Below are 18,718 nucleotides of genomic sequence, written 5' to 3' on the forward strand. Positions count from 1 at the left end.
TAAACATATTCTTGTCCTTTCATTTTACCACATGAACTCCACATCGGGAGCTTTTACCATGTTGATCTCGGGCTCTGGCTGGGACTTTTCCTCCTTCAGCAGAGCCTTTGCAAGCTCCTCCATTTCAACTATCTCGTGGAAATAATCGTTGAGGGGCTGGAGCGCCTTGAATATTTCAATAGCGTGATCGGCTATTTTATGGGAAAAAAGCTCCTCAGCGCCGCTGACCTTGGTGTAGACGCTGAACCCCTTTTTGATGAAATAGGGCTCCAGCTTCGGGTCGGGACAGGGCTTTTTCCGCTTGTACTCGTCACCGCCGACGGTGAGTCCGTACTTTTCAACAAGCTCATCCACCATGTTGATAAACGGCTCCGAGTCCTCAAGAAGTCCGCTGCGGAAACGCTCCATAACAGCGGCTTCGGGCTTGGAAATACGGAAGCCGAACTCCGCTCCCTCGGGGGAAAGCTCGAAATACAGCGTGGGAGTCTTGCTCCAGTACCACGCATCATAGCGGACATATATCCACATGGTGTCACGGTAATGTAGATAAGGAGCAAAATTCTCGTCACGGTATATCCTGCCCACCTTGTACATCATGCCGTCAGTTTCGGCAAATGGCGCAAAAAGCTCCTCGCCGAGAGCCTTCATAGGCTCATATATCTTTTCGGTGTAGACCGCCTTCCGCGGCTCGAACCACTCTTTATTGTTGTTATGCCTTATGCCGAGGAGGAACTCCAGCGCCTCCTGTGAAAATCCTTCAAACATAGTTTATCCTTTCATAAATCGGAATTTAACACCAAAGGTGTTAAATTCCGAAGCCCTTAGCCTTTAGCTTTTAGCCATTAGGAAGCGGCTTCGCCGCTTTATTATCGGGCGGCGGAACGCCGCCCCTACATCAGGCTAACGGCTAATGGCTATTGGCTAACGGCTCAAATCATAATTTAGCAGAGCTAAATTATGATTTATTATATCACAAGTTGCGACATAATTCAAGCGGAAACAACTTTTAACCAATTTTTTACAGCAATATCGTCCTAATTTCATTTCACAAGCGGGTGGAAAAGTTTTCAACACGGTGTTGAATTGATTGTGGAGTCATATGTTCGATTGTTGATAACTCTGTTGAAAGGGTGGAAAACAACGCAGAATTAACTTTCTGGAAGTTCTTAAAAGTTGAAAACGGTGTGGATAATCAGGGAAAATGAGTAAACAATAAAAATACGTTGTGGAAAACGGCTCCACAACAATTCACTGTAAAGGATATGATTTGTATGAAAAAGCTTTTAGCAATATGCTCCATATTTTTTACCGTTTGTGCAACTCTCACAGGCTGCGGCGATAATAACGACGGACATTATACGGACGACGGAAACGGCGCTGTCATAGAGGACTCCACTACCGATAAAAAGTACGAAAGCAATGCTGACAACGACATTCGCGACCGCGTTGACGACGCTGCCGACGGTATCGGTGACGCAGGAAAAGACATTATAGACGGTGCAGGTGATGCAGGCAAGGAGGCTATCGACGGAGCCAAGGACGCTGCTGACGATATCATCGACGGACTTGACGGCGATAAGGAGCACGACGAGGAGGAGACTACCTCCCGTAAAAACCGCAAGGACAGGTAAAACATGAGCCCCGGGGCAATGCCTCGGGGCTTCGTGATTATCTGTTGTAAGGGGCACTGCCCCTTGAAATCCCATACATGGAAGATTGCAACTATTCAACATTCAGCCTTTAATTGTTGAAAAATCAGCCGCAGAGCTCCACCATAGCTTCCGCCATTATCTCCGCATTTTTCAGCAGATTTGCAACAGTTATGAACTCGTCGGGACTGTGCATACGGCCGTCCTCGTTGGGAAACTCCGCACCGAAGGCGACTCCGCCCTCGATATCGTGTACATAGGTACCGCCGCCGATGGCTATGCAGTGGCCTTTATCCCCTGTCACCCGCTCATAGACTCGGAGAAGTCCCTGCACGAACTCGCTGTTTTCGTCGGTGCAGTGGGGCTCCACGCCCTCGCAGCTGTCCACCGTAAAGCCAGCGCCCTCAAGGGCGTCGCAGATGATACTGCTTATCTCAGCTTTAGTGCGGTCAAGTGGGAAACGGATATCCACAGCACCGCATATTCTGCCGTTCTCGGTATTCAGCATTGACAGCACACAGGTCATATCACCCGATAATTCGTCACGGAAGCCAAGTCCGCAGCTCTTGCCGCTGAACTCTCCGTGAGGGAAAAGCTCACCGAGGGACTGGATCAGCAGATTTTCGCCGCAGTAGCTGTCCAGAAACATTGTTATGGCATTCTCGCCCTTTTCGGGAGTGGAAGCGTGTGCGGAAACTCCCTCATAGACAGCCTCCTCAGGCTCTCCCTCATCGTTCTCCATTGTCACCGTGCAGAACTGCGGAACGGCATTGATCACCGTACCTGCCTGTATATCGATGATCTCATCATCGTCGAAGTCCGAGGATAACCACACTCTCAGCATTCCCTTTTCCGCATTGATGACAGGGTACTCACCGTCGGGAGTGAACACCATGGGCGGAAGCTCCCTGTGCTTGCGGTAATATTCCATATCCGCAGATCCGTTTTCCTCATTGGTGCCGAAGATAAGGCGAATGCCCTTTTTAAGGGGAAGTCCAAGCTCTTTGACGGCTCTCGCCGCAAAGAGTGCCGCAACAGCAGGTCCCTTATCGTCAATGGCTCCGCGTCCCACAAGCTTATCGGTGTCGGACTCATAGCGCAGAACAAAGGGGTCAGTGGTCCAGCCCGCGCCGACAGGCACCACATCAAGGTGAGTCAGCACTGCAAGCCCCGCAGGCAGATCGTTCACATCTGCCGAGCCTGCGTAGTTTTCCACATTATCAACAGTAAAACCGAACTCCCTGCACTTATCCAGCATAAGCGAAAGAGCCTCGGCAGGCTCCTTACCGAAGGGAGCTCCCTCCTCGGCTTTGCCCTGAACGCTCGGAATAGCCACAAGTGCTCCGAGAAGGTCGATCATTTCCTGTTTGTGTGCTTCAAGATAGTTTCTGATATTGCTCATTAAAGTCTCCTTTATATATGACCATAGCGGTACACAGCCGCGCAAATTACCTATATACGCAAAAAACCGCAGTAGGAGTACTGCGGCAGTTTGCTTGCACACAACGTCTCCCGACGCTGTGTACCAAGAAAGAAAGGATAAATATGAAAAGAATTAATCAGTTTACAATAGCCTTTTCAGTTTCCTTATCGAAAATGTGGATCCTGTTGGGATCAATAGCGACCTTGATATCGTCTCCGGGTCTTGCTGTTGATCTCGGGCTTACTCGTGCTGTGAGCGGGATACCTTCACAGAGGAGGTAAAGGTATGTTTCAGCACCCATCATTTCTGTAATTTCAACGTTAGCATCGATAACGCCTGTAGAAGCATTTGAGAGGTACATTTCCTCATCGTGGATAGACTCGGGACGAACGCCGAGGATGATCTCCTTGCCAACATAGTTGCCGAGGTCTTCGTTTACCTTAGACTCGGGAACGATGATCTGGTATCTGTTTCCTCTGCCGTTTGTTGCGCCGAATTCAACGATGAACTGACCATACTCTTCCTTCAGCTCAGCGTCGATGAAGTTCATCTGAGGTGATCCGAGGAAGCCTGCAACGAACTTGTTAACAGGATTCTCATAGAGGTTCTGAGGTGTATCGATCTGCTGAACGAAACCGTCCTTCATACAAACGATTCTGTCACCCATTGTCATAGCCTCTGTCTGGTCATGAGTTACATAGATAAATGTAGTACCGAGCTTCTTGTGGATCTTAGCGATCTCGGTTCTCATCTGAGCACGGAGCTTAGCATCGAGGTTTGAGAGAGGCTCGTCGAGGAGGAATACCTTAGGTGAACGTACGATGGCACGACCGAGAGCAACTCTCTGTCTCTGACCACCGGACATTGCCTTAGGCTTTCTGTCGAGGAGGTGTGTAAGGTCGAGTATCTTAGCAGCCTCGTTTACCTTTCTCTCGATCTCTGCCTTGGGAACCTTACGGAGCTTGAGTCCGAAAGCCATGTTATCGAAAACTGTCATGTGAGGGTAAAGAGCGTAGTTCTGGAAAACCATCGCGATATCTCTGTCCTTGGGAGCGATGTCGTTTACAAGGCGGTCGCCGATGTAAAGCTCACCCTCAGAGATCTCCTCGAGTCCGGCGATCATACGGAGAGTTGTTGACTTACCGCATCCGGAAGGTCCAACGAGAACGATGAACTCCTTATCTCTTATCTCTAAATTAACATCCGAAACAGCAACAACGCCGCCGGGATATTTCTTATAAATGCCTTTAAGTGTTAAGCCTGCCATTTAATCCAGTCCTCCAGTTCAAAATAAAATGCCGATCAATTATTCTTTACAGTATCAGCTATGATAATATGATACCACATTTCCAAAAATATTGCAAGTCTCTAAATTGACAAAGTTACATCTTGTTTATTAGAAAGTTTGCCGAAAAAACAGCCGAAAAACCTTGGCAAAAGGCGTCGAAATCCGACTCTTTAAACAAGTTTTCAACATCTTTGTGCAATAATTCCATACACTCTCCGATCGCCAGTTTTTCGGGCAAAACGAGGGCTCCCAGAGAAACTCGCATCAGCACCTCGACGTGATTTCCAACAGAGGCGAACATTCTTTTCACCTGATGATACTTTCCCTCGCAGAGCTCCACAAATGCCAGATTATCGCTGTTTTCAGCCTTTTTTACGCGAGCAGGCAGACAAGTTTCACCGTCAGCGAGAGTCAGTCCCTCACTAAATTTGTTAACATAATTATTTTCAAATGGTCTGGCAAGTTTCACAATATAAACTTTAGGTATGTGTCTGCGCGGTGATAGCATACGATGGGCAAGCTCACCGTCATCTGTCAGCAGCAGAGCGCCCATGCTGTCCTTGTCAAGCCTTCCTGCGGGAAACATCCCCTTTGTACGCATATCCTCGGGAATGAGCTTCATAACGGTCTCGCCGTCCTTGTCGTCGGTAGAGCACACATAGCCCTGCGGCTTATTCAGCAATATATATCGGAACCTGCTGTTTCCCACAGCCTTTCCGCAGACCTCCGCACGGGCGGTATCCGGGTCTATCTTCACATCGCAGCGCTTCACAACCGCTCCGTCAAGGGTTATCTTTCCCTTTGCCGCAAGCTCCTTTATCTGACTGCGTGTATACTCCGTTCTCTCGGAGATGAATTTATCAAGTCTGACCGACGCCATAGAAACTCCTTTTGTAATAATCCCCCTCTGTGACGGAATAAGATTTACAGTCGGGGAGTTTTCCCCTAATTTTGTCACAAGGGAGCGATATAATGAAAAAGCTCACATTCATGTTCATTGCGGCGGCTGCCTTTGCACTTACAGCCTGCAGCGGCAGGGGCGACAGCTCCGAAGCAGCCATACCCGCAGGCGAGTCCTCTCAGCGCATAGACTACTTCGCCTCTCACGGCTGGGAGGTGGAGGAGATTTCCGAGCGTGCCGTAACTATTCCCTCGGATTTTTCCGCAGTATATGAGGAATATGCCCTCATGCAGGATAGGCAGGGGCTTCCTCTGAGAAAATACGCAGGTCGGAACGCAAAGCTTTTCGTATATGAGGTAAAAAATTACAGCCCCGACAGCAAAAAAATGCTTGCAGAGCTGCTTGTCTGTGATGATACTGCCGTTGCCTCAATGGTATACAGTGAGGACAGCGGCAGTATAAAAATGCCTGTCAGTTAGATCAGAATACGTTCAGAAGGCTGCCGATAAAGGGTATTCTGTAAGCCTTGCCCTTATATGCGCCGATGATATATACGATGAGAACTGCTAAAACTGCAAGTGAGATAACCGCATTGCAAATGAGACCGAGTACGGGTATCTTACCGAGAATAATTCTTACGATATTTACAACGAATATTGTTATGAGCCATGTAAGAGACTGATTTCCATGGAATTTGCAGTAGGTAGAATTCTTATCACCTGCAACTGTGGGCAACCAGCAAAGAAATGGAAAAATATAGGCAAGAATAGCCAAAGCCTTATGCTTCTCCACCTCATTCTGAACGAATGTCTGCTCTGTGTTGATGTCGTTGAACTGCTCAAGGAAATTATCCATGATTCATACCTCCGTATTTTTATTTTCGGAATTTTCTTCCGAATTTTGCTCCTTCCTGTCAAATTCGCTTATTGCGGCAACGAAGCTGTCAATATCCGTGAAGTCCTTGTACACGGAAGCGAATCTGATGTATGAGATAGGGTCGATATTCCTGAGCTTTTCAAGGACCAGCTCGCCTATCTCCGCAGACCTCGCAACTGTTCTCAGTGCGTTGGCGTAGTAATTTTCCACATAGTTAGCTATCTCGGTGACCTTCTCAGCGGAGACGGGTCTCTTTTTTATTGCCGAGACTATGCCGTTTATCAGCTTTGCCTTGTCGAACAGCTGAACGCTTCCGTCCCTCTTTTCGACCATGAGCAGCGGCACCTCAACAGCCTCATAGGTGGTAAATCTCTCGCCGCATCTTGAACACTCGCGTCTGCGTCTTGTCTTATCGTCAACAGGACGCGAATCTATTACTTTTATATCTTCATATCCGCAGTATGGACACTTCATAGCTTCTGCTCCCCGCAATAAGACTCAGTCATTCTTGTAAGTATATTATAGCTGGAAACAAGGTCGCTTATGCCGCTCCAACCGCTTCTGTACAGCTCAAGTATGACGCCGCAATCGGGGTTATAGCCTGCAAGCTTGTCAAAGAATTTCCTGAAGTCGAACCTGCCCTTTCCGATGAGAAGGCAGTCGCCCATTTCTCCCGAGTCGCTGATATGGACATGGGCTATCTTGTCGCCCACCACATCGAGGAACCTCATGGGATTTTCGTTTGAGCGTATCGCCTGTTTTGTATCGAGTACAAAGGCGAATTCATCTCCCAGCATATTCTTTATTTCCTTTATAAACGCCGAAGAACCGCTTTTGCACCTTGAAACGTTCTCAACAGCCACAGTCACCCCGAATTCCTTTCCGAGGCGGTACAGCTTTGAGTACCTTTCGCAGTAGAGCTCGGTATTGCATACCGACGAGGGCTTTCCTCCGTGGAAAACGAAGATATCGGCTCCCACGATATTCATGAAACGGAAATACAGCTTATAGTATTCCAGCATATCGTTTACTCTGCGCTCGTACTCCGAGAAGAACATCTGAGGCTCTATCTCGCAGGTAAACGGATGTACAGACGGGCATTTTACATCAAATCTTTTCAGAAGATTGGCGACGCCGTGGGCGAAACCCTTTTTCAGCTCCGAATGGGTATTGATGAACACCTCAACGCAGGAAACGCCGTTGACAGAAAGGTCATAAAGGGCTTCCTCAAGGGGTTTTGGATACAGGCAAGCTGTAGAAACACCTGCTATCAATTATACCCCTCCTTGCACTGATCTGATACAATTTTATTATATCATATTCAGCCCGAAAGTCAATAGAACAAACAAAAAATTTACATTCCGGAGAAAAGCATTATTCTGCGTCTTCCCCGTCATTTTTTTCTGTTTTCAGCTTGTTGACGCGGCACACCTCTATGCGGTGGTGTTTCACCTCGAGAACGGCTATTTTAAGCCCTCCTGCCTCGAGAGTGAGCTGAGAGCCGTCCTTGGGTATCTCGCCCAGCTCGGCTATGACGTAGCCGCCGAAGGTCTCATATTTATCCGCAGGGAGAGTTACCTCAAGCTCCTCGCAGACGTCGCTGAGAGAGCTGATACCGGGAACTGTCCATGTGTTCTCCCCTGTCTGTTCAAGCCTTGCAGCAGGCTCGTCCTCGGGGTCATCGGCGAAGTCACCCACAAGCTCCTCAACAAGGTCGGTGATGGTGATGATACCGCTCATGCCGCCGTATTCGTCAACTACTATGGCGAAATGGTCTGCACCGCGCTGTTTCATCTGGTCGAAAAGGCGGTCAGCCTTCATATTCTCGTGTACGAAGCAGGGCTCGCGGACTGCTTTAGCCATTATGTTGTCCATGCTCTTGTCCTCAAGGCGGAAGTAGTCCTTTGCGTTGAGGACGCCTATGACGTTATCCACACTTTCTCCGCAGATGGGGAAAGCCGAATGACGGGTTCGGTGGATAGTCTCCTCCCAGACACTGACGTCGTCGGCGCTCCAGAGAACGTCAACATCGGTCCTGTGTGTACATACCTGCTCTGCGGTCATATCATCAAAGGCAAAGACGTTTTTGATTATTCGGTTCTCGTCCTCGTCGATGGTGCCCTTTTCCGCGCCTGCGTCGGACATCATGAGTATCTCCTCCTCGGTAACGGTATCGTCATCGCTCTCGGGGTCGATGCCCATGAGTCTGAGTATACCGCCTGCTGAGGCGTTGAGCAGCCATACCATAGGCGCAAACAGCTTTGACACGAAGGTGATGGCTCCGCTCATGGCGAGAGCTATCTTCTCGGGGTCTTTCATGGCTGCACGCTTGGGTATGAGCTCGCCGAAAACCAGTGTGAAATATGAAAGTATCAGTGTTATGAGAACTACCGATACCTTTTTTATGACAGCCGAGGGTATACCTATGCCCGTCTTTGATATTGCAGACGTAAGGTATTCCGAAAAGCTGTCCGCGGCAAAAGCCGCTCCGATAAAACCTGCCAGAGTGATAGCCACCTGTATAGTGGCAAGGAAGCGGGTGGGACTGTCCGTCAGCTTTTTCAGCCTTGCAGCCTTTTTGTTGCCGCTTGCAGCAAGCTTTTCAATACGCATATCATTGGTAGAAATGACAGCGACCTCCGCACAGGCAAAGACCGCATTTAGCGCAATAAGTATTATTTGCAGAATTATCTGCCCTAACATTTTATATCCTCCGTTTTAATATATTTTTTTCCATAACCTCATAAAGGCACAGCCTAACACAAACGATAGTGCAGACCATGCCTCGGTATCATATATTCAGCGGAGTATATTCCGTAATTATCAGGATTACTGCCGTCGGGGGCACCGTCCATCTCAGTTTTCATCTCCTGTTCTGCACAAATTATTTTTTTTCCGGCGAGACTTTTTTTATCCTTAAATAACAATATCTGAACCTTAAAGGGAATAAAAAAATATATAGTGTTCGCCTTGCGAACATTATATCATATATTTCAAAATAAAGCAACACTCAGCGGAAAATTTTTTCACAGTCTCCAAATCAGATGCATATTATAAGGCGGAGGTGTGATATTTTGCTGAAAGAACTTTTCCTCTCCGTAATTATCAGCATCGACATATTCCTTGCGGCAGCCGCCTGCTGCAACAGCGGAATACGGATACCACTGCTGTCTGCTGCGGTCATAGACCTTATATCTGCGGCTGTACTTGGTATTTCCATGACATTTTCCGACATTATCTGCCGCGCTCTCCCTACGGAGCTCTGCCGCACGGCAGGGGAAGCTGTCCTAATCATCATTGGCTCTGCCACCATCGCAAAAAGCCTGTTCCGCAGCCTTGTGCGGCGGATAGCCGACAGGGGGGAGCTGCTGTTGAAGCTGAGGGGGAGCCCTCTCATGGTGAAGCTGTGCATTGACGATACCGCAGCGGATAAGGACTGCTCAAAGGTGCTGTCCGCAGGGGAGGCTGCCGCCCTTGCTCTCGCAAGCTCTCTCGACTCGGCAGCAACGGGACTCAGCTGCGGATACGGCGATATATCGCCGCTTTCTGCTTCTTCAATGACCTTTGTGTGCGGAGCCGCGGCACTTACCCTCGGCTCTATGGTCGGCAGAAAAATATCCTCCCTGCGGCATGATCTTTCATGGCTGGGAGGAGTACTTCTCATAGTATTTGCCTTTTTTCAGGCTTAGATCTCGTAAATCACGATCTCGGCAGGGTCAAAGAGTCTCAGCTTGCCCAGTCCTGCGGACACAAGGAGCTTCATTTTACCGAAGGTATACACTCCCTTTGCGTTTTTCGGAAAGAATTTTCTCTCGGGAGAGAGCATTGCAACGCCGAAAAGCCTTACGATACCGCCGTGAACATGACCGCTGAAGGTATAATCTGCGCCCCATTCCGCGTAGGCTTCCCCGAAAAAGGGATTGTGCGCCATGAGCAGCACCTCTCCCTCGGGACAGCTTCCAAGGAGGGCTTCCAGATCATCGGCGGTAATGCTGTCAAGACCGCGGTAGCCGCCGTTTTTCTTATACACGCCGTAATTTTCAAGGAGACCGTATATTTTCAGCTCCCTGCCATTTATACTCACCGTTGTATGCTGATTTTTCAGCAATACAGCCTCAGACCTTGCGAACATAGCCTCCAGCCCGGGCTTCATTTCCGCGGAAATGCTCTGCTCGTGGTTGCCGTATATCATGTATACGGGAGCGATCTTACAGAGCTCCCCGAGAGTCTTTTCGACGCATTTCAGATCGGTGATATCCCTTGAAACGAGGTCTCCGCTGAAAATGATAAGGTCGGGTTTCTCCGCTCTTACCCTGCTGATGAGCCTGCTGTTGCCCCTGCCGAAGCGCCGCCTGTGGAGGTCGGAAAGATGGGCTATCTTAATGCCGCTGCCCAGCTTCTCACGCCTGACCGTAAGGATGTAAAGGTTCTCCGCTGCCGCATATACGGCGAGTAGTATTACTACCAAAAGTATAATATAAATCAATTTCTCTCTCCAAAAAACAGGTCGTGAAAACTTTTCTCCTCGCCCTTGGGTATTCTATGGGGACTTCCCGAAAACAGCAGCCTTATGGGCTGAGGCTTAAAGCCCTCGTCGCAGAAATGCTCGTAGGTATACTCGTCTATCTCATAATAATCGCTGTAATACATGAAGCTGTCGTTCTCCAGCGTATTCATCACATACATATTCAGTGCAGGAGACCAGCCCGCATACATGATATTGTTCGGGTGCATCTTTTTACGCTCTATAACTCCGCCCATACCTCTCATTTCCTTTCTCTGCGGCTGTCCTGCCCGTGTTTTTTCATTATCAGGGCGTCAACTACCCCGAAAATCAGCAGATACAGTGAGGTGAAAACAAATCTTCCTGCATATGTGGCTATTACTTCCCGTACCGTTCCTCTGTATTCCGCTTCGGGAGAAAAAACGCTTATGTCTGGAGCTGCCAGCAGCATTATCACTGTCAGTATAATTCCCGTAAGCAGGGGCACGGCTGCCGAAAATATAAAGAAGAACCGCCGCGAGAAGCTGCCTTCCCTTCCGCTGTCAAGCTGTACGAAATGATACATCATACATAGCACGAGGGGCGTCACCAAAGTGAAGCCCCATGCGTAGTTTATTTTTTCGTATACGAACCAGTTAGCCCACTGGCAGAAAAGGCTTACCAGAGTCACAGCTATGGCTGTGAACGGGCTTTCGCGGAAGCTGAGGAAGCTCTCCTCAGACTTATTCCTCATTCTCCTCGTCCTCGGGCTCAGCCTCGATGATAACCTCGTTCTGCTCCTCAAGTGCAGCCTCTGCCTCGGCAGCCTTTGCCTGCTCGTCGGTGAGCTGCTCCACCTTTTCGGTCTCGGCGTTGTCATCGTGCTCAGCACGGGTGAAGGCAACTACATTTGCGCCCTCATTTACCCTCATTACGCGGACGCCCTTTGCGATACGTCCCATAACTCTGATATCGCTGGCGAGTATCCTGATGATGATACCGTCGCTGGATACGAGGATTATATCGTCGTCCTCGTCAACTATCTTTATTCCGCAGACATGACCGCGGATATCGTCCACCTTGTAGTTGGTAAGTCCGTAGCCGCCGCGGTTCTGGATACGGTAGCTGTCAAGCTCGGTGCGCTTGCCGTAGCCGTTTTCGGTGACTGTCAGGAGAGTTGCTCCCTCGCGGACTCTTGCCATGCTTACAACATAGTCGCCGTCGCGGAGCTTGATAGCTCTTACGCCGTGAGCGGAACGTGAAAGTGCTCTGCCCTTGCTCTCCTCAAGGCGGATAGCCATACCGTTATGGGTAGCTACAAAGAGCTGTGCATTTCCGTCTGTCATGCGGACGCCTGCTATCTCGTCGCCCTCGTCAAGACCAATGGCGATAAGACCGTTCTTGCGGACGTTCTTGTACAGTGACAGGTTTGTCCTCTTTATCTTGCCGTTCTTTGTGACCATGGTGATGAACTTCTCATCGCTGAAATCCGTGGTCTTTATCATTGCCGCTATCTTCTCGTTTTCTGTGAGAGGAAGCAGATTGATGAGGTTGAAGCCTCTTGATGCCTTTGAACCATCGGGTATCTCATAGCACTTGAGCTTGTACATGATACCCTTGTTGGATATGAACAGGATATTGTCGTGAGAGCCGCAGATGAACATCTCCTCCACGAAGTCCTCCTCACGCTGCTTCATGCCTGTTATGCCGCGTCCGCCGCGGTGCTGGGTCTTGTACTCAGTAAGGGGCATACGCTTGATGTAGCCGTTGTTTGTGAGAGTAACGACGCAGTCCTCCTCGGGGATAAGGTCCTCTATATCCACCTCGCCGCTGACATTCTCGATGTCTGTGCGGCGCTTGTCGCTGAACTTCTTGCGGATAGCGTTGAGATCGTCCATGATTATAGCGTAGACTCTGTTTACGTCTGCAAGGATATCCTCATAGTCGGATATCTTTGTGAGCAGTCCGTAGAGCTCGTCGGTTATCTTCTGTCTCTCCAGACCTGTCAGCTGTCCCAGACGCATCTGGACGATAGCCTCAGCCTGTTCCTGTGAAAGACCTGTCTGCTCCTCGATGTGGAGACCTGTCAGGTCGTACTGTGCGCGGTCCAGAAGTGCGGACATATCAACGTCCTTGAAGCGCTCTATCATGCGGTCCTTGGCTTCCTGAACAGTAGAGCTGGAGCGGATTATGTCGATGACCTCGTCGATATAGTCGGCTGCAAGCACGAAGCCCTGAAGGATATGAGCTCTTTCGAGAGCCTTGCGCAGGTCGAAGCGTGTCCTTCTCTGGATAACGTCAACCTGAAATTCGAGGTAGTGCTGGAGCATCTGCTTCAGAGTGAGTATCTTTGGCTCGCCGTTTACCAGAGCCAGCATGATTATGCCGACTGTATCCTGAAGCTGTGTAAGTGCAAAGAGCTTGTTGAGGACGATATTCGGAACAGCGTCCTTTTTCAGCTCGATAACTACTCTCATGCCGTCCTTGTCGGACTCGTCGCGGAGGTCGTAAAGTCCCTCTATGCGCTTGTCTCTTGCAAGCTGGTTTATGCTCTTGAGGAGTCTCTCCTTACGGAGCATATAGGGTATCTCGTCGATGATGATACAATTTCTGCCCTTTATTTCCTCGAAGTGGGTACGGCTGCGGAGGATTATCTTGCCCTTTCCTGTGCCGTAAGCAGCGCGGATGCCTGCTCTGCCCATGATTATGCCGCCTGTAGGGAAGTCGGGACCCTGAATGTGCTCCATGAGCTGTTCAAGAGTGCAGTCTGGGTCGTCGATAAGGAGCTGAAGTGCGTCTATGACCTCGCCCAGATTGTGGGGAGGGATATTTGTAGCCATACCTACGGCGATACCTACCGAGCCGTTTACCAGCAGATTTGGGAAACGTGAGGGGAGCACCACAGGCTCCTTGAGACGGTCGTCGTAGTTTGAGGTAAAGTCAACGGTCTCCTTGTTGATATCGGTGAGCATCTCCAGTGTGAGCTTTGCCATCTTAGCCTCGGTATAACGGTAAGCCGCAGGGCCGTCACCGTCGATGGAGCCGAAGTTTCCGTGGCCGTCAACAAGGGGATAGCGCATTGAGAAGTCCTGTGCAAGTCTTACGAGAGCGTCGTATACTGACGCATCGCCGTGTGGATGATAACGTCCCAGAACCGCACCGACGGTATCGGCGCACTTACGGTAAGGCTTATCGGGAGTAAGTCCGTTTTCGTGGAGCGTATACAGTATTCTTCTGTGTACGGGCTTCAGACCGTCTCTTACATCGGGGAGCGCTCTGGAAACAATTACCGACATGGCGTAATTGAGCATGGAATTTTCCATTTCGTCAACTATCTCGGTATTTATTACCTTTGAGTTGTCAGTGTAAAGCATTTTTTCCTCCTGAGAGAATTTATTTTGTCCGCAGTATCATGCGTTATTCTCATTTTTTTAAGCTTCTTACGGTATCGAGCTCATTCTCGGAAAATCCCTCTTTCGGGAGTATATAGAACATTTCCTTTCCCGACATGAGCATGAAAAATCTTTCATATTCCATGAGCTGAAAGCTTTCATCGGCGGCAAGTCTGGTCTTTTCGGGAAGGGGATCGATATCCTCGGGGATATCATCCTTTTCCTCATCGGAGAGATCGCTGAGATCGTCCGAGACCGTGGATATATCCACAAATTTGTCGCCTACGCCTATTTTGTACACAGGCTCGCCCAGAGCCTTTACCGACTCTGTGAGACTGCGGCGGAGCTTCTTGGGGTTGTACCACTCTCTTGCCGCAAAGGCAAATGCTGCTACAATGGCGATATAGACGATGTATTTCTGTCTTGTGGAAGCGCCGCTCATTGCAAATATCCCCACACAGAGCAGAGCTATGGCAATAACAGTGAATATTATCATGTATATCCTGCTCTTGGGGTAAACGAATTTTTTCTGGAATTCGCCGTAAGCCTCGCTGAAAAGCTCTGAACTTACCTTGTATTCCTTTTCAAGCCTGTAATTTTCCATTGCAGCTCCTGTCATATATCAAGATCCTGAGCGAACTTTGCGTTCTTCTCGATGAAGTTTCTTCTGGGCTCTACCTTGTCGCCCATGAGTATGCTGAAGGTCTCGTCAGCCTTGAGGGCGTCCTCCATGCCAATTCTTACGATGGTACGGTGCTCGGGGTCCATAGTTGTCTCCCAGAGCTGTTCGGGGTCCATCTCACCAAGACCCTTGTAGCGCTGTACCTCTACGTCCTTGTACTTGCCGTCCTCGGAGAGCTCGGCGATGTACTTATCGCGCTCCTCATCGGAGAATGCGTAGTATATCTTCTTTTTGCGCTCGACTCTGAAAAGGGGAGGCTGAGCGATATAAACATTGCCGTTGGTGATAAGAGGTCTCATGTAGCGGAAGAAGAAGGTGAGGAGCAGAGTTCTGATGTGCATACCGTCAACATCGGCATCCGCCATGATTATTACCTTGCCGTAGCGGAGCTTTTCGATGTCGAAGTCCTCGCCTATTCCCGTTCCGAGGGCAGTAACCACGGGCTCCAGCTTGTCATTGCCGTAGATACGGTCTATACGGGCTTTTTCTACGTTGAGCATCTTGCCCCAGAGAGCAAGGATAGCCTGATAGCGTCGGTCACGTCCCTGCTTAGCAGAACCACCCGCAGAATCTCCCTCGACAATATATATCTCGGTATAGCGGTTGTCGCGCTCGGCGCAGTCTGCCAGCTTTTCGGGCATTGTCGCCTTTCCGAAAGCGTTCTTGTTACGCTCTGCTTCACGGGCGCGCTTTGCAGCTTCACGGGCTTTGAGAGCGGAAACGCTCTTTTCAAAGATGAGGTTTGCGGTCTCGGGGTTCTCCTCTAAGAAATTCATGAGCTTTTCCTGCACCATTTTCTCAATAAATGGTCTTACCTCGGGATTTCCGAGACGTCCCTTTGTCTGACCCTCAAACTCACATTCTGTCAGCTTTACGGAGATGATAGCAGTAAGTCCCTCGCGGACGTCCTCGCCCTTGAGCTTGTCCTTGGCGTCCTTTATCTTGCCCATCTTGACGCCGTACTCGTTGATGACCTTGGTCAGGGCATTCTTGAAACCTGTCTCGTGGGAGCCGCCATCCTTTGTGTGGATATTGTTTGCGAATGAGAGTATTACCTCATTGTAGCTGTCGTTGTACTGGAGAGCTATCTCCGCGAAGGAGTCGCCCTGAGTTCCCGAAATATAGATAACATCGCCGCTGAGTGACTCAAGTCCTCTTGTGGCATGGATGTGCTCTACGAACTGACGGATACCGCCCTCATAGTGGAGAGTCTCGCTGATGATATTGGCGCTGTCGCGCTTGTCAGAGAAGACTATCTTTATTCCTGCGTTGAGGAAAGCCTGCTCACGGAGACGCTTCAGAAGCACCTCATAATCGTAGACAGTGCTCTCGAATATCTCATCGTCAGCCTTGAACATTACGCTGGTACCTGTCTCCTTGGTATCGCCGATTATCTTCAGCTCCTCATCGTAGTGACCGCGCTCAAAGCGCTGGAAGTAAACGTGCTCGCCGTCCTTGACTGTGAGCTCCAGCCATGAGGAAAGGGCATTTACTACCGAGGCGCCAACGCCGTGGAGACCGCCCGATACCTTATATCCGCCGCCGCCGAACTTACCGCCCGCGTGGAGAATGGTATAAACTACCGTAGCAGCTGAGATGCCCTCCTTTGGGTGGATACCTACGGGGATACCTCGTCCGTTATCGGAAACGCGGATGATATCTCCCTCAAGTATCTCAACGGTTATCTCGGTACAGTAGCCTGCAAGGGCTTCGTCGATGGAGTTGTCCACTATCTCGTAAACGAGGTGGTGGAGTCCTCCGGGACCTGTGGAACCGATGTACATACCGGGTCTTTTGCGGACCGCTTCAAGTCCCTCCAAGACTTGTATGTCGTTTTCATCGTAATTGTTGTTCTGCTGACTCATGTTTTACCTCCAAAAATTCTGGTTGTATATGTCATTGACCCAATTTATGGGATTATTGTCTATGTAATTGCAGATCTCAAGGAATTCCCTTTCATTGCGGATTATGTGGTCGTGAAATGATTTCTGCCATATAGAGAAACCTATCTGTTTTGTAGAAATAGATTTAAGCCCGTTGATTATCTGAGAAACGTTTTTTGTAGGGAACGCCGCCCACGGCGTTCCACAATTTACAGATTTATCTTCATAATCCGAAATGAACAAAATCATATGAATATGGTCGGGCATTATTACATATTTCGTAACCGCAACATAGCGGTATATATCATTTATTTTTTTGATATTGTTATCAACGATCTCACCATATTCCGTTAATTTTATGATCGGAACGCCGAGGGCGGCGTTCCCTACATCACGGATATCTGATAAATACCTGATACGGTCTTTCGTGCAAATGGTAATGAAATACAGACCATTCCGTGAATAATCGTAATTTTTCAATCTGTTCAGCCTGCGATCCTCCATCAGAACCCTCCGCCATTTTTCAGGCGCTTACGCAGTGTAGCTGCCGAGAGCTGGGAGATATACACCCTCTCGCTGCCGTTCTTCACTGTTATTATGAAGCTTTTCGGCATTTCGTAGGTGGTGTATATACAGTGATGTTCCTTTTCGGCACGTTCAAGGAGCTTCTTGGTACACTTTTCAACAGTTGTGTTCTCAATGTCGAAAATTCCCACAACGTCCCTGACGTCCACGGAGTAATTATTCCCTATGTGCAGATACATTTTCTTCCTCCTCCACAACGCTTCCGCCGCTTATCCTGAGAATTTTTCCCTTTATCTCGGGAAGAAGCGCATTTTCGTTTGGTGTGGTTATGAATACCTGCATATCTTTTATCATATCGAATACGAACCTCTGACGGCTCTCGTCAAGCTCCCCCATTACGTCATCAAGGAATATGACGGGAGCTTCCTTTGACCGCTGCATGAATATCTCAGCCTGAGCCAGCTTCATGACCAGCGCGGCACTTTTTATCTGCCCCTGCGAGCCGTAGTCCTTGGCGCTGACGCCGTTTATCTTTATGATTATCTCATCGCGGTTCACTCCTGCATGGGTGCTTCCCGTTCTGATGTCGTAATCCGAGGTCTCTTTCAGCTTCCTGTAATACTGCTCGTAAGCTTCCTCGCCGCAGGGCTTTTCAAAGTCCTCGGGTCTGAAAACATTTGACTTGTACTCCAGCTCAAGCTCCTCTGTTCCTCCCGATATAGTGCGGTAAAGTCTGCCGCAGATACCGTTGAACTTTTCTATATACTCATGGCGCATATAGGAGATGACTGCTCCCTCACGGGAAGCTTGTCTGTCCCATACATCAAGGATAGCTCTCTCGGTATTTCCCTGCATTATGCCCTTGAGGAGCGCATTGCGCTGGTTCATGATGGCGTTGTTCTTGTTGATGTGCATGACAAAGACGGGATTGAGCTGTGAAGCTGCCATATCCACGAAGTTACGCCTTTTTTCGGGCGAACCCTTTATTATGTCCACATCGTCGGGGATAAAGGCAATGCACTTGAAAACATCAAAGAGTGCCCTTGTTCCCTTTTGTTTTACGCCGTTGAGAGTTATATTCTTGCTGTTTGCGGCGCTTCTGGTCATCTCAAAGGTTATCTTCTGTTCGCGGACGCTGTCCATGATCTTGACCTTTGACTCCATACGGCTGCCGCCGAGGCAGATATAGTCCTTTTCCTTCGAGCCGCGGAAGCTCTTGCAGCCCGAAAGTATCCACATGGCTTCAAGAAGATTGGTCTTTCCCTGAGCATTTGGACCCACTATGATATTATACTTCGGGTCGGGAGCAAATGATATGCCGCTCAGGTTCTTGAAGCCGTCAATATCGGCGTAGGTGACTATCACTCTACGATTACCTCTTGACCGTCCAGCTCTACTCTGTCACCGGGGCGTATCTTCTTGCCTCTCATGGTGCAGACCTCTCCGTTCACGAGGACCTCTCCGTCCTGTATGAGCTGCTTTGCCTCTCCGCCGGAGCCCACAAGTGAAGCGAATTTCAGGAGCGCATCCAGCTTTATGAACTCAGTGGTTATTTTTATCCTGTTTTCGGGCATATATATCACCTCTTACGGTAGAATACTTAAATAGCGGAACAA

At 49.1% G+C, this 18,718-nt stretch carries 21 protein-coding genes; 3 read left to right on the plus strand and 18 right to left on the minus strand.

Annotated features, from left to right (window positions below):
• Window positions 1-24: 24 nt before the first annotated feature.
• Window positions 25-765 carry a DUF2461 family protein gene (locus tag DSZ37_RS13465; protein WP_109727412.1) on the minus strand — a complete coding sequence of 247 codons (741 nt, stop codon included), beginning with the start codon at window positions 763-765 and terminating at the stop codon, window positions 25-27.
• Window positions 766-1,271: 506 nt separating this feature from the next.
• On the opposite strand from DSZ37_RS13465, the gene DSZ37_RS13470 reads away from it, so the two are divergent.
• Window positions 1,272-1,631, plus strand: a complete 360-nt coding sequence (locus DSZ37_RS13470; RefSeq protein WP_109727413.1) for a hypothetical protein — start codon at window positions 1,272-1,274, stop codon at window positions 1,629-1,631.
• A gap of 124 nt (window positions 1,632-1,755) precedes the next feature.
• On the opposite strand, the gene DSZ37_RS13475 is transcribed toward DSZ37_RS13470, so the two are convergent.
• The 3 genes from DSZ37_RS13475 to DSZ37_RS13485 all read right to left on the minus strand — a co-directional run bounded on the left by DSZ37_RS13475 (window position 1,756) and on the right by DSZ37_RS13485 (window position 5,240).
• Window positions 1,756-3,051 carry a Sapep family Mn(2+)-dependent dipeptidase gene (locus DSZ37_RS13475; RefSeq protein ID WP_109727414.1) on the minus strand — a complete coding sequence of 432 codons (1,296 nt, stop codon included), beginning with the start codon at window positions 3,049-3,051 and terminating at the stop codon, window positions 1,756-1,758.
• Between the two features lie 157 nt (window positions 3,052-3,208).
• Window positions 3,209-4,339, minus strand: a complete 1,131-nt coding sequence (locus tag DSZ37_RS13480; RefSeq protein WP_109727415.1) for an ABC transporter ATP-binding protein — start codon at window positions 4,337-4,339, stop codon at window positions 3,209-3,211.
• A 115-nt stretch (window positions 4,340-4,454) separates the two neighbouring features.
• Window positions 4,455-5,240, minus strand: coding sequence for a pseudouridine synthase (locus tag DSZ37_RS13485; RefSeq protein WP_109727416.1), 786 nt, complete (start codon window positions 5,238-5,240; stop codon window positions 4,455-4,457).
• Between the two features lie 92 nt (window positions 5,241-5,332).
• Here DSZ37_RS13485 and DSZ37_RS13490 point away from each other — a divergent pair, with 92 nt between their 5' ends.
• Window positions 5,333-5,740, plus strand: a complete 408-nt coding sequence (locus DSZ37_RS13490) for a DUF4830 domain-containing protein (RefSeq protein WP_109727417.1) — start codon at window positions 5,333-5,335, stop codon at window positions 5,738-5,740.
• A gap of 1 nt (window position 5,741) precedes the next feature.
• On the opposite strand, the gene DSZ37_RS13495 is transcribed toward DSZ37_RS13490, so the two are convergent.
• The 4 genes from DSZ37_RS13495 to DSZ37_RS13510 form a co-directional block, all read right to left on the minus strand.
• Complete coding sequence (locus DSZ37_RS13495) at window positions 5,742-6,116, minus strand: DUF4870 domain-containing protein (RefSeq protein ID WP_109727418.1); 375 nt, start codon at window positions 6,114-6,116, stop codon at window positions 5,742-5,744.
• Window positions 6,117-6,119: 3 nt separating this feature from the next.
• On the minus strand, window positions 6,120-6,611 hold the full coding sequence (gene nrdR, locus DSZ37_RS13500) for a transcriptional regulator NrdR (RefSeq protein WP_109727419.1): 492 nt from the start codon (window positions 6,609-6,611) through the stop codon (window positions 6,120-6,122).
• A complete protein-coding gene (locus DSZ37_RS13505) occupies window positions 6,608-7,411 on the minus strand; it encodes a sugar phosphate isomerase/epimerase family protein (RefSeq protein ID WP_109727420.1) in 804 nt (267 codons plus the stop codon). The genes nrdR and DSZ37_RS13505 overlap by 4 nt, the downstream gene beginning before the upstream one ends.
• Before the next feature lie 100 nt (window positions 7,412-7,511).
• Window positions 7,512-8,840 carry a hemolysin family protein gene (locus tag DSZ37_RS13510; protein WP_109727421.1) on the minus strand — a complete coding sequence of 443 codons (1,329 nt, stop codon included), beginning with the start codon at window positions 8,838-8,840 and terminating at the stop codon, window positions 7,512-7,514.
• 371 nt (window positions 8,841-9,211) lie between these two features.
• Here DSZ37_RS13510 and DSZ37_RS13515 point away from each other — a divergent pair, with 371 nt between their 5' ends.
• Complete coding sequence (locus tag DSZ37_RS13515) at window positions 9,212-9,826, plus strand: manganese efflux pump (RefSeq protein WP_109727422.1); 615 nt, start codon at window positions 9,212-9,214, stop codon at window positions 9,824-9,826.
• On the opposite strand, the gene DSZ37_RS13520 is transcribed toward DSZ37_RS13515, so the two are convergent.
• Genes DSZ37_RS13520 through yaaA form a run of 10 tightly spaced genes read right to left on the minus strand, consistent with a single transcriptional unit; the run spans window position 9,823 to window position 18,676 of the window.
• Window positions 9,823-10,623, minus strand: coding sequence for a metallophosphoesterase (locus tag DSZ37_RS13520; protein ID WP_109727423.1), 801 nt, complete (start codon window positions 10,621-10,623; stop codon window positions 9,823-9,825). The genes DSZ37_RS13515 and DSZ37_RS13520 overlap by 4 nt on opposite strands.
• The gene (locus tag DSZ37_RS13525) at window positions 10,620-10,898 is read right to left on the minus strand and encodes a hypothetical protein (RefSeq protein ID WP_146198194.1); all 279 of its coding nucleotides are present in this window, start codon (window positions 10,896-10,898) and stop codon (window positions 10,620-10,622) included. The genes DSZ37_RS13520 and DSZ37_RS13525 overlap by 4 nt, the downstream gene beginning before the upstream one ends.
• 5 nt (window positions 10,899-10,903) lie before the next feature.
• Window positions 10,904-11,374, minus strand: coding sequence for a hypothetical protein (locus DSZ37_RS13530; protein ID WP_109727425.1), 471 nt, complete (start codon window positions 11,372-11,374; stop codon window positions 10,904-10,906).
• Window positions 11,364-13,994: a DNA gyrase subunit A gene (gene gyrA / locus DSZ37_RS13535; RefSeq protein WP_109727426.1), complete on the minus strand. Its 2,631-nt coding sequence runs from the start codon at window positions 13,992-13,994 to the stop codon at window positions 11,364-11,366. Before gyrA ends, DSZ37_RS13530 begins: the two co-directional genes overlap by 11 nt.
• Before the next feature lie 49 nt (window positions 13,995-14,043).
• A complete protein-coding gene (locus tag DSZ37_RS13540) occupies window positions 14,044-14,616 on the minus strand; it encodes a YcxB family protein (protein WP_242978635.1) in 573 nt (190 codons plus the stop codon).
• 11 nt (window positions 14,617-14,627) lie between these two features.
• Window positions 14,628-16,559, minus strand: coding sequence for a DNA topoisomerase (ATP-hydrolyzing) subunit B (gene gyrB, locus DSZ37_RS13545; protein WP_109727428.1), 1,932 nt, complete (start codon window positions 16,557-16,559; stop codon window positions 14,628-14,630).
• Between the two features lie 3 nt (window positions 16,560-16,562).
• A complete protein-coding gene (locus DSZ37_RS13550; RefSeq protein WP_109727429.1) occupies window positions 16,563-17,081 on the minus strand; it encodes a transposase in 519 nt (172 codons plus the stop codon).
• A complete protein-coding gene (remB, locus tag DSZ37_RS13555; protein ID WP_028521539.1) occupies window positions 17,081-17,341 on the minus strand; it encodes an extracellular matrix regulator RemB in 261 nt (86 codons plus the stop codon). The genes DSZ37_RS13550 and remB overlap by 1 nt, the downstream gene beginning before the upstream one ends.
• On the minus strand, window positions 17,319-18,467 hold the full coding sequence (recF, locus tag DSZ37_RS13560; protein WP_109727430.1) for a DNA replication/repair protein RecF: 1,149 nt from the start codon (window positions 18,465-18,467) through the stop codon (window positions 17,319-17,321). Before recF ends, remB begins: the two co-directional genes overlap by 23 nt.
• On the minus strand, window positions 18,464-18,676 hold the full coding sequence (gene yaaA / locus DSZ37_RS13565) for a S4 domain-containing protein YaaA (RefSeq protein WP_028521537.1): 213 nt from the start codon (window positions 18,674-18,676) through the stop codon (window positions 18,464-18,466). The genes recF and yaaA overlap by 4 nt, the downstream gene beginning before the upstream one ends.
• Window positions 18,677-18,718 lie beyond the last annotated feature (42 nt).

This window comes from Ruminococcus flavefaciens, assembly GCF_900116855.1.
Lineage (GTDB): Bacteria > Bacillota > Clostridia > Oscillospirales > Ruminococcaceae > Ruminococcus > Ruminococcus flavefaciens_R.

Excerpts from the sequence above, each read along its gene's own strand:
- gyrA (WP_109727426.1), bottom strand. The coding sequence starts at position 13,994 with ATGCTTTACACTGACAACTCAAAGGTAATAAATACCGAGATAGTTGAC.
- gyrB (WP_109727428.1), bottom strand. The coding sequence starts at position 16,559 with ATGAGTCAGCAGAACAACAATTACGATGAAAACGACATACAAGTCTTG.
- DSZ37_RS13475 (WP_109727414.1), bottom strand. The coding sequence starts at position 3,051 with ATGAGCAATATCAGAAACTATCTTGAAGCACACAAACAGGAAATGATC.
- nrdR (WP_109727419.1), bottom strand. The coding sequence starts at position 6,611 with ATGAAGTGTCCATACTGCGGATATGAAGATATAAAAGTAATAGATTCG.
- DSZ37_RS13540 (WP_242978635.1), bottom strand. The coding sequence starts at position 14,616 with ATGGAAAATTACAGGCTTGAAAAGGAATACAAGGTAAGTTCAGAGCTT.
- DSZ37_RS13525 (WP_146198194.1), bottom strand. The coding sequence starts at position 10,898 with ATGGGCGGAGTTATAGAGCGTAAAAAGATGCACCCGAACAATATCATG.
- DSZ37_RS13550 (WP_109727429.1), bottom strand. The coding sequence starts at position 17,081 with ATGGAGGATCGCAGGCTGAACAGATTGAAAAATTACGATTATTCACGG.
- DSZ37_RS13465 (WP_109727412.1), bottom strand. The coding sequence starts at position 765 with ATGTTTGAAGGATTTTCACAGGAGGCGCTGGAGTTCCTCCTCGGCATA.
- DSZ37_RS13470 (WP_109727413.1), top strand. The coding sequence starts at position 1,272 with ATGAAAAAGCTTTTAGCAATATGCTCCATATTTTTTACCGTTTGTGCA.
- DSZ37_RS13480 (WP_109727415.1), bottom strand. The coding sequence starts at position 4,339 with ATGGCAGGCTTAACACTTAAAGGCATTTATAAGAAATATCCCGGCGGC.
- DSZ37_RS13495 (WP_109727418.1), bottom strand. The coding sequence starts at position 6,116 with ATGGATAATTTCCTTGAGCAGTTCAACGACATCAACACAGAGCAGACA.
- DSZ37_RS13485 (WP_109727416.1), bottom strand. The coding sequence starts at position 5,240 with ATGGCGTCGGTCAGACTTGATAAATTCATCTCCGAGAGAACGGAGTAT.
- DSZ37_RS13510 (WP_109727421.1), bottom strand. The coding sequence starts at position 8,840 with ATGTTAGGGCAGATAATTCTGCAAATAATACTTATTGCGCTAAATGCG.
- DSZ37_RS13530 (WP_109727425.1), bottom strand. The coding sequence starts at position 11,374 with ATGAGGAATAAGTCTGAGGAGAGCTTCCTCAGCTTCCGCGAAAGCCCG.
- yaaA (WP_028521537.1), bottom strand. The coding sequence starts at position 18,676 with ATGCCCGAAAACAGGATAAAAATAACCACTGAGTTCATAAAGCTGGAT.
- remB (WP_028521539.1), bottom strand. The coding sequence starts at position 17,341 with ATGTATCTGCACATAGGGAATAATTACTCCGTGGACGTCAGGGACGTT.
- DSZ37_RS13490 (WP_109727417.1), top strand. The coding sequence starts at position 5,333 with ATGAAAAAGCTCACATTCATGTTCATTGCGGCGGCTGCCTTTGCACTT.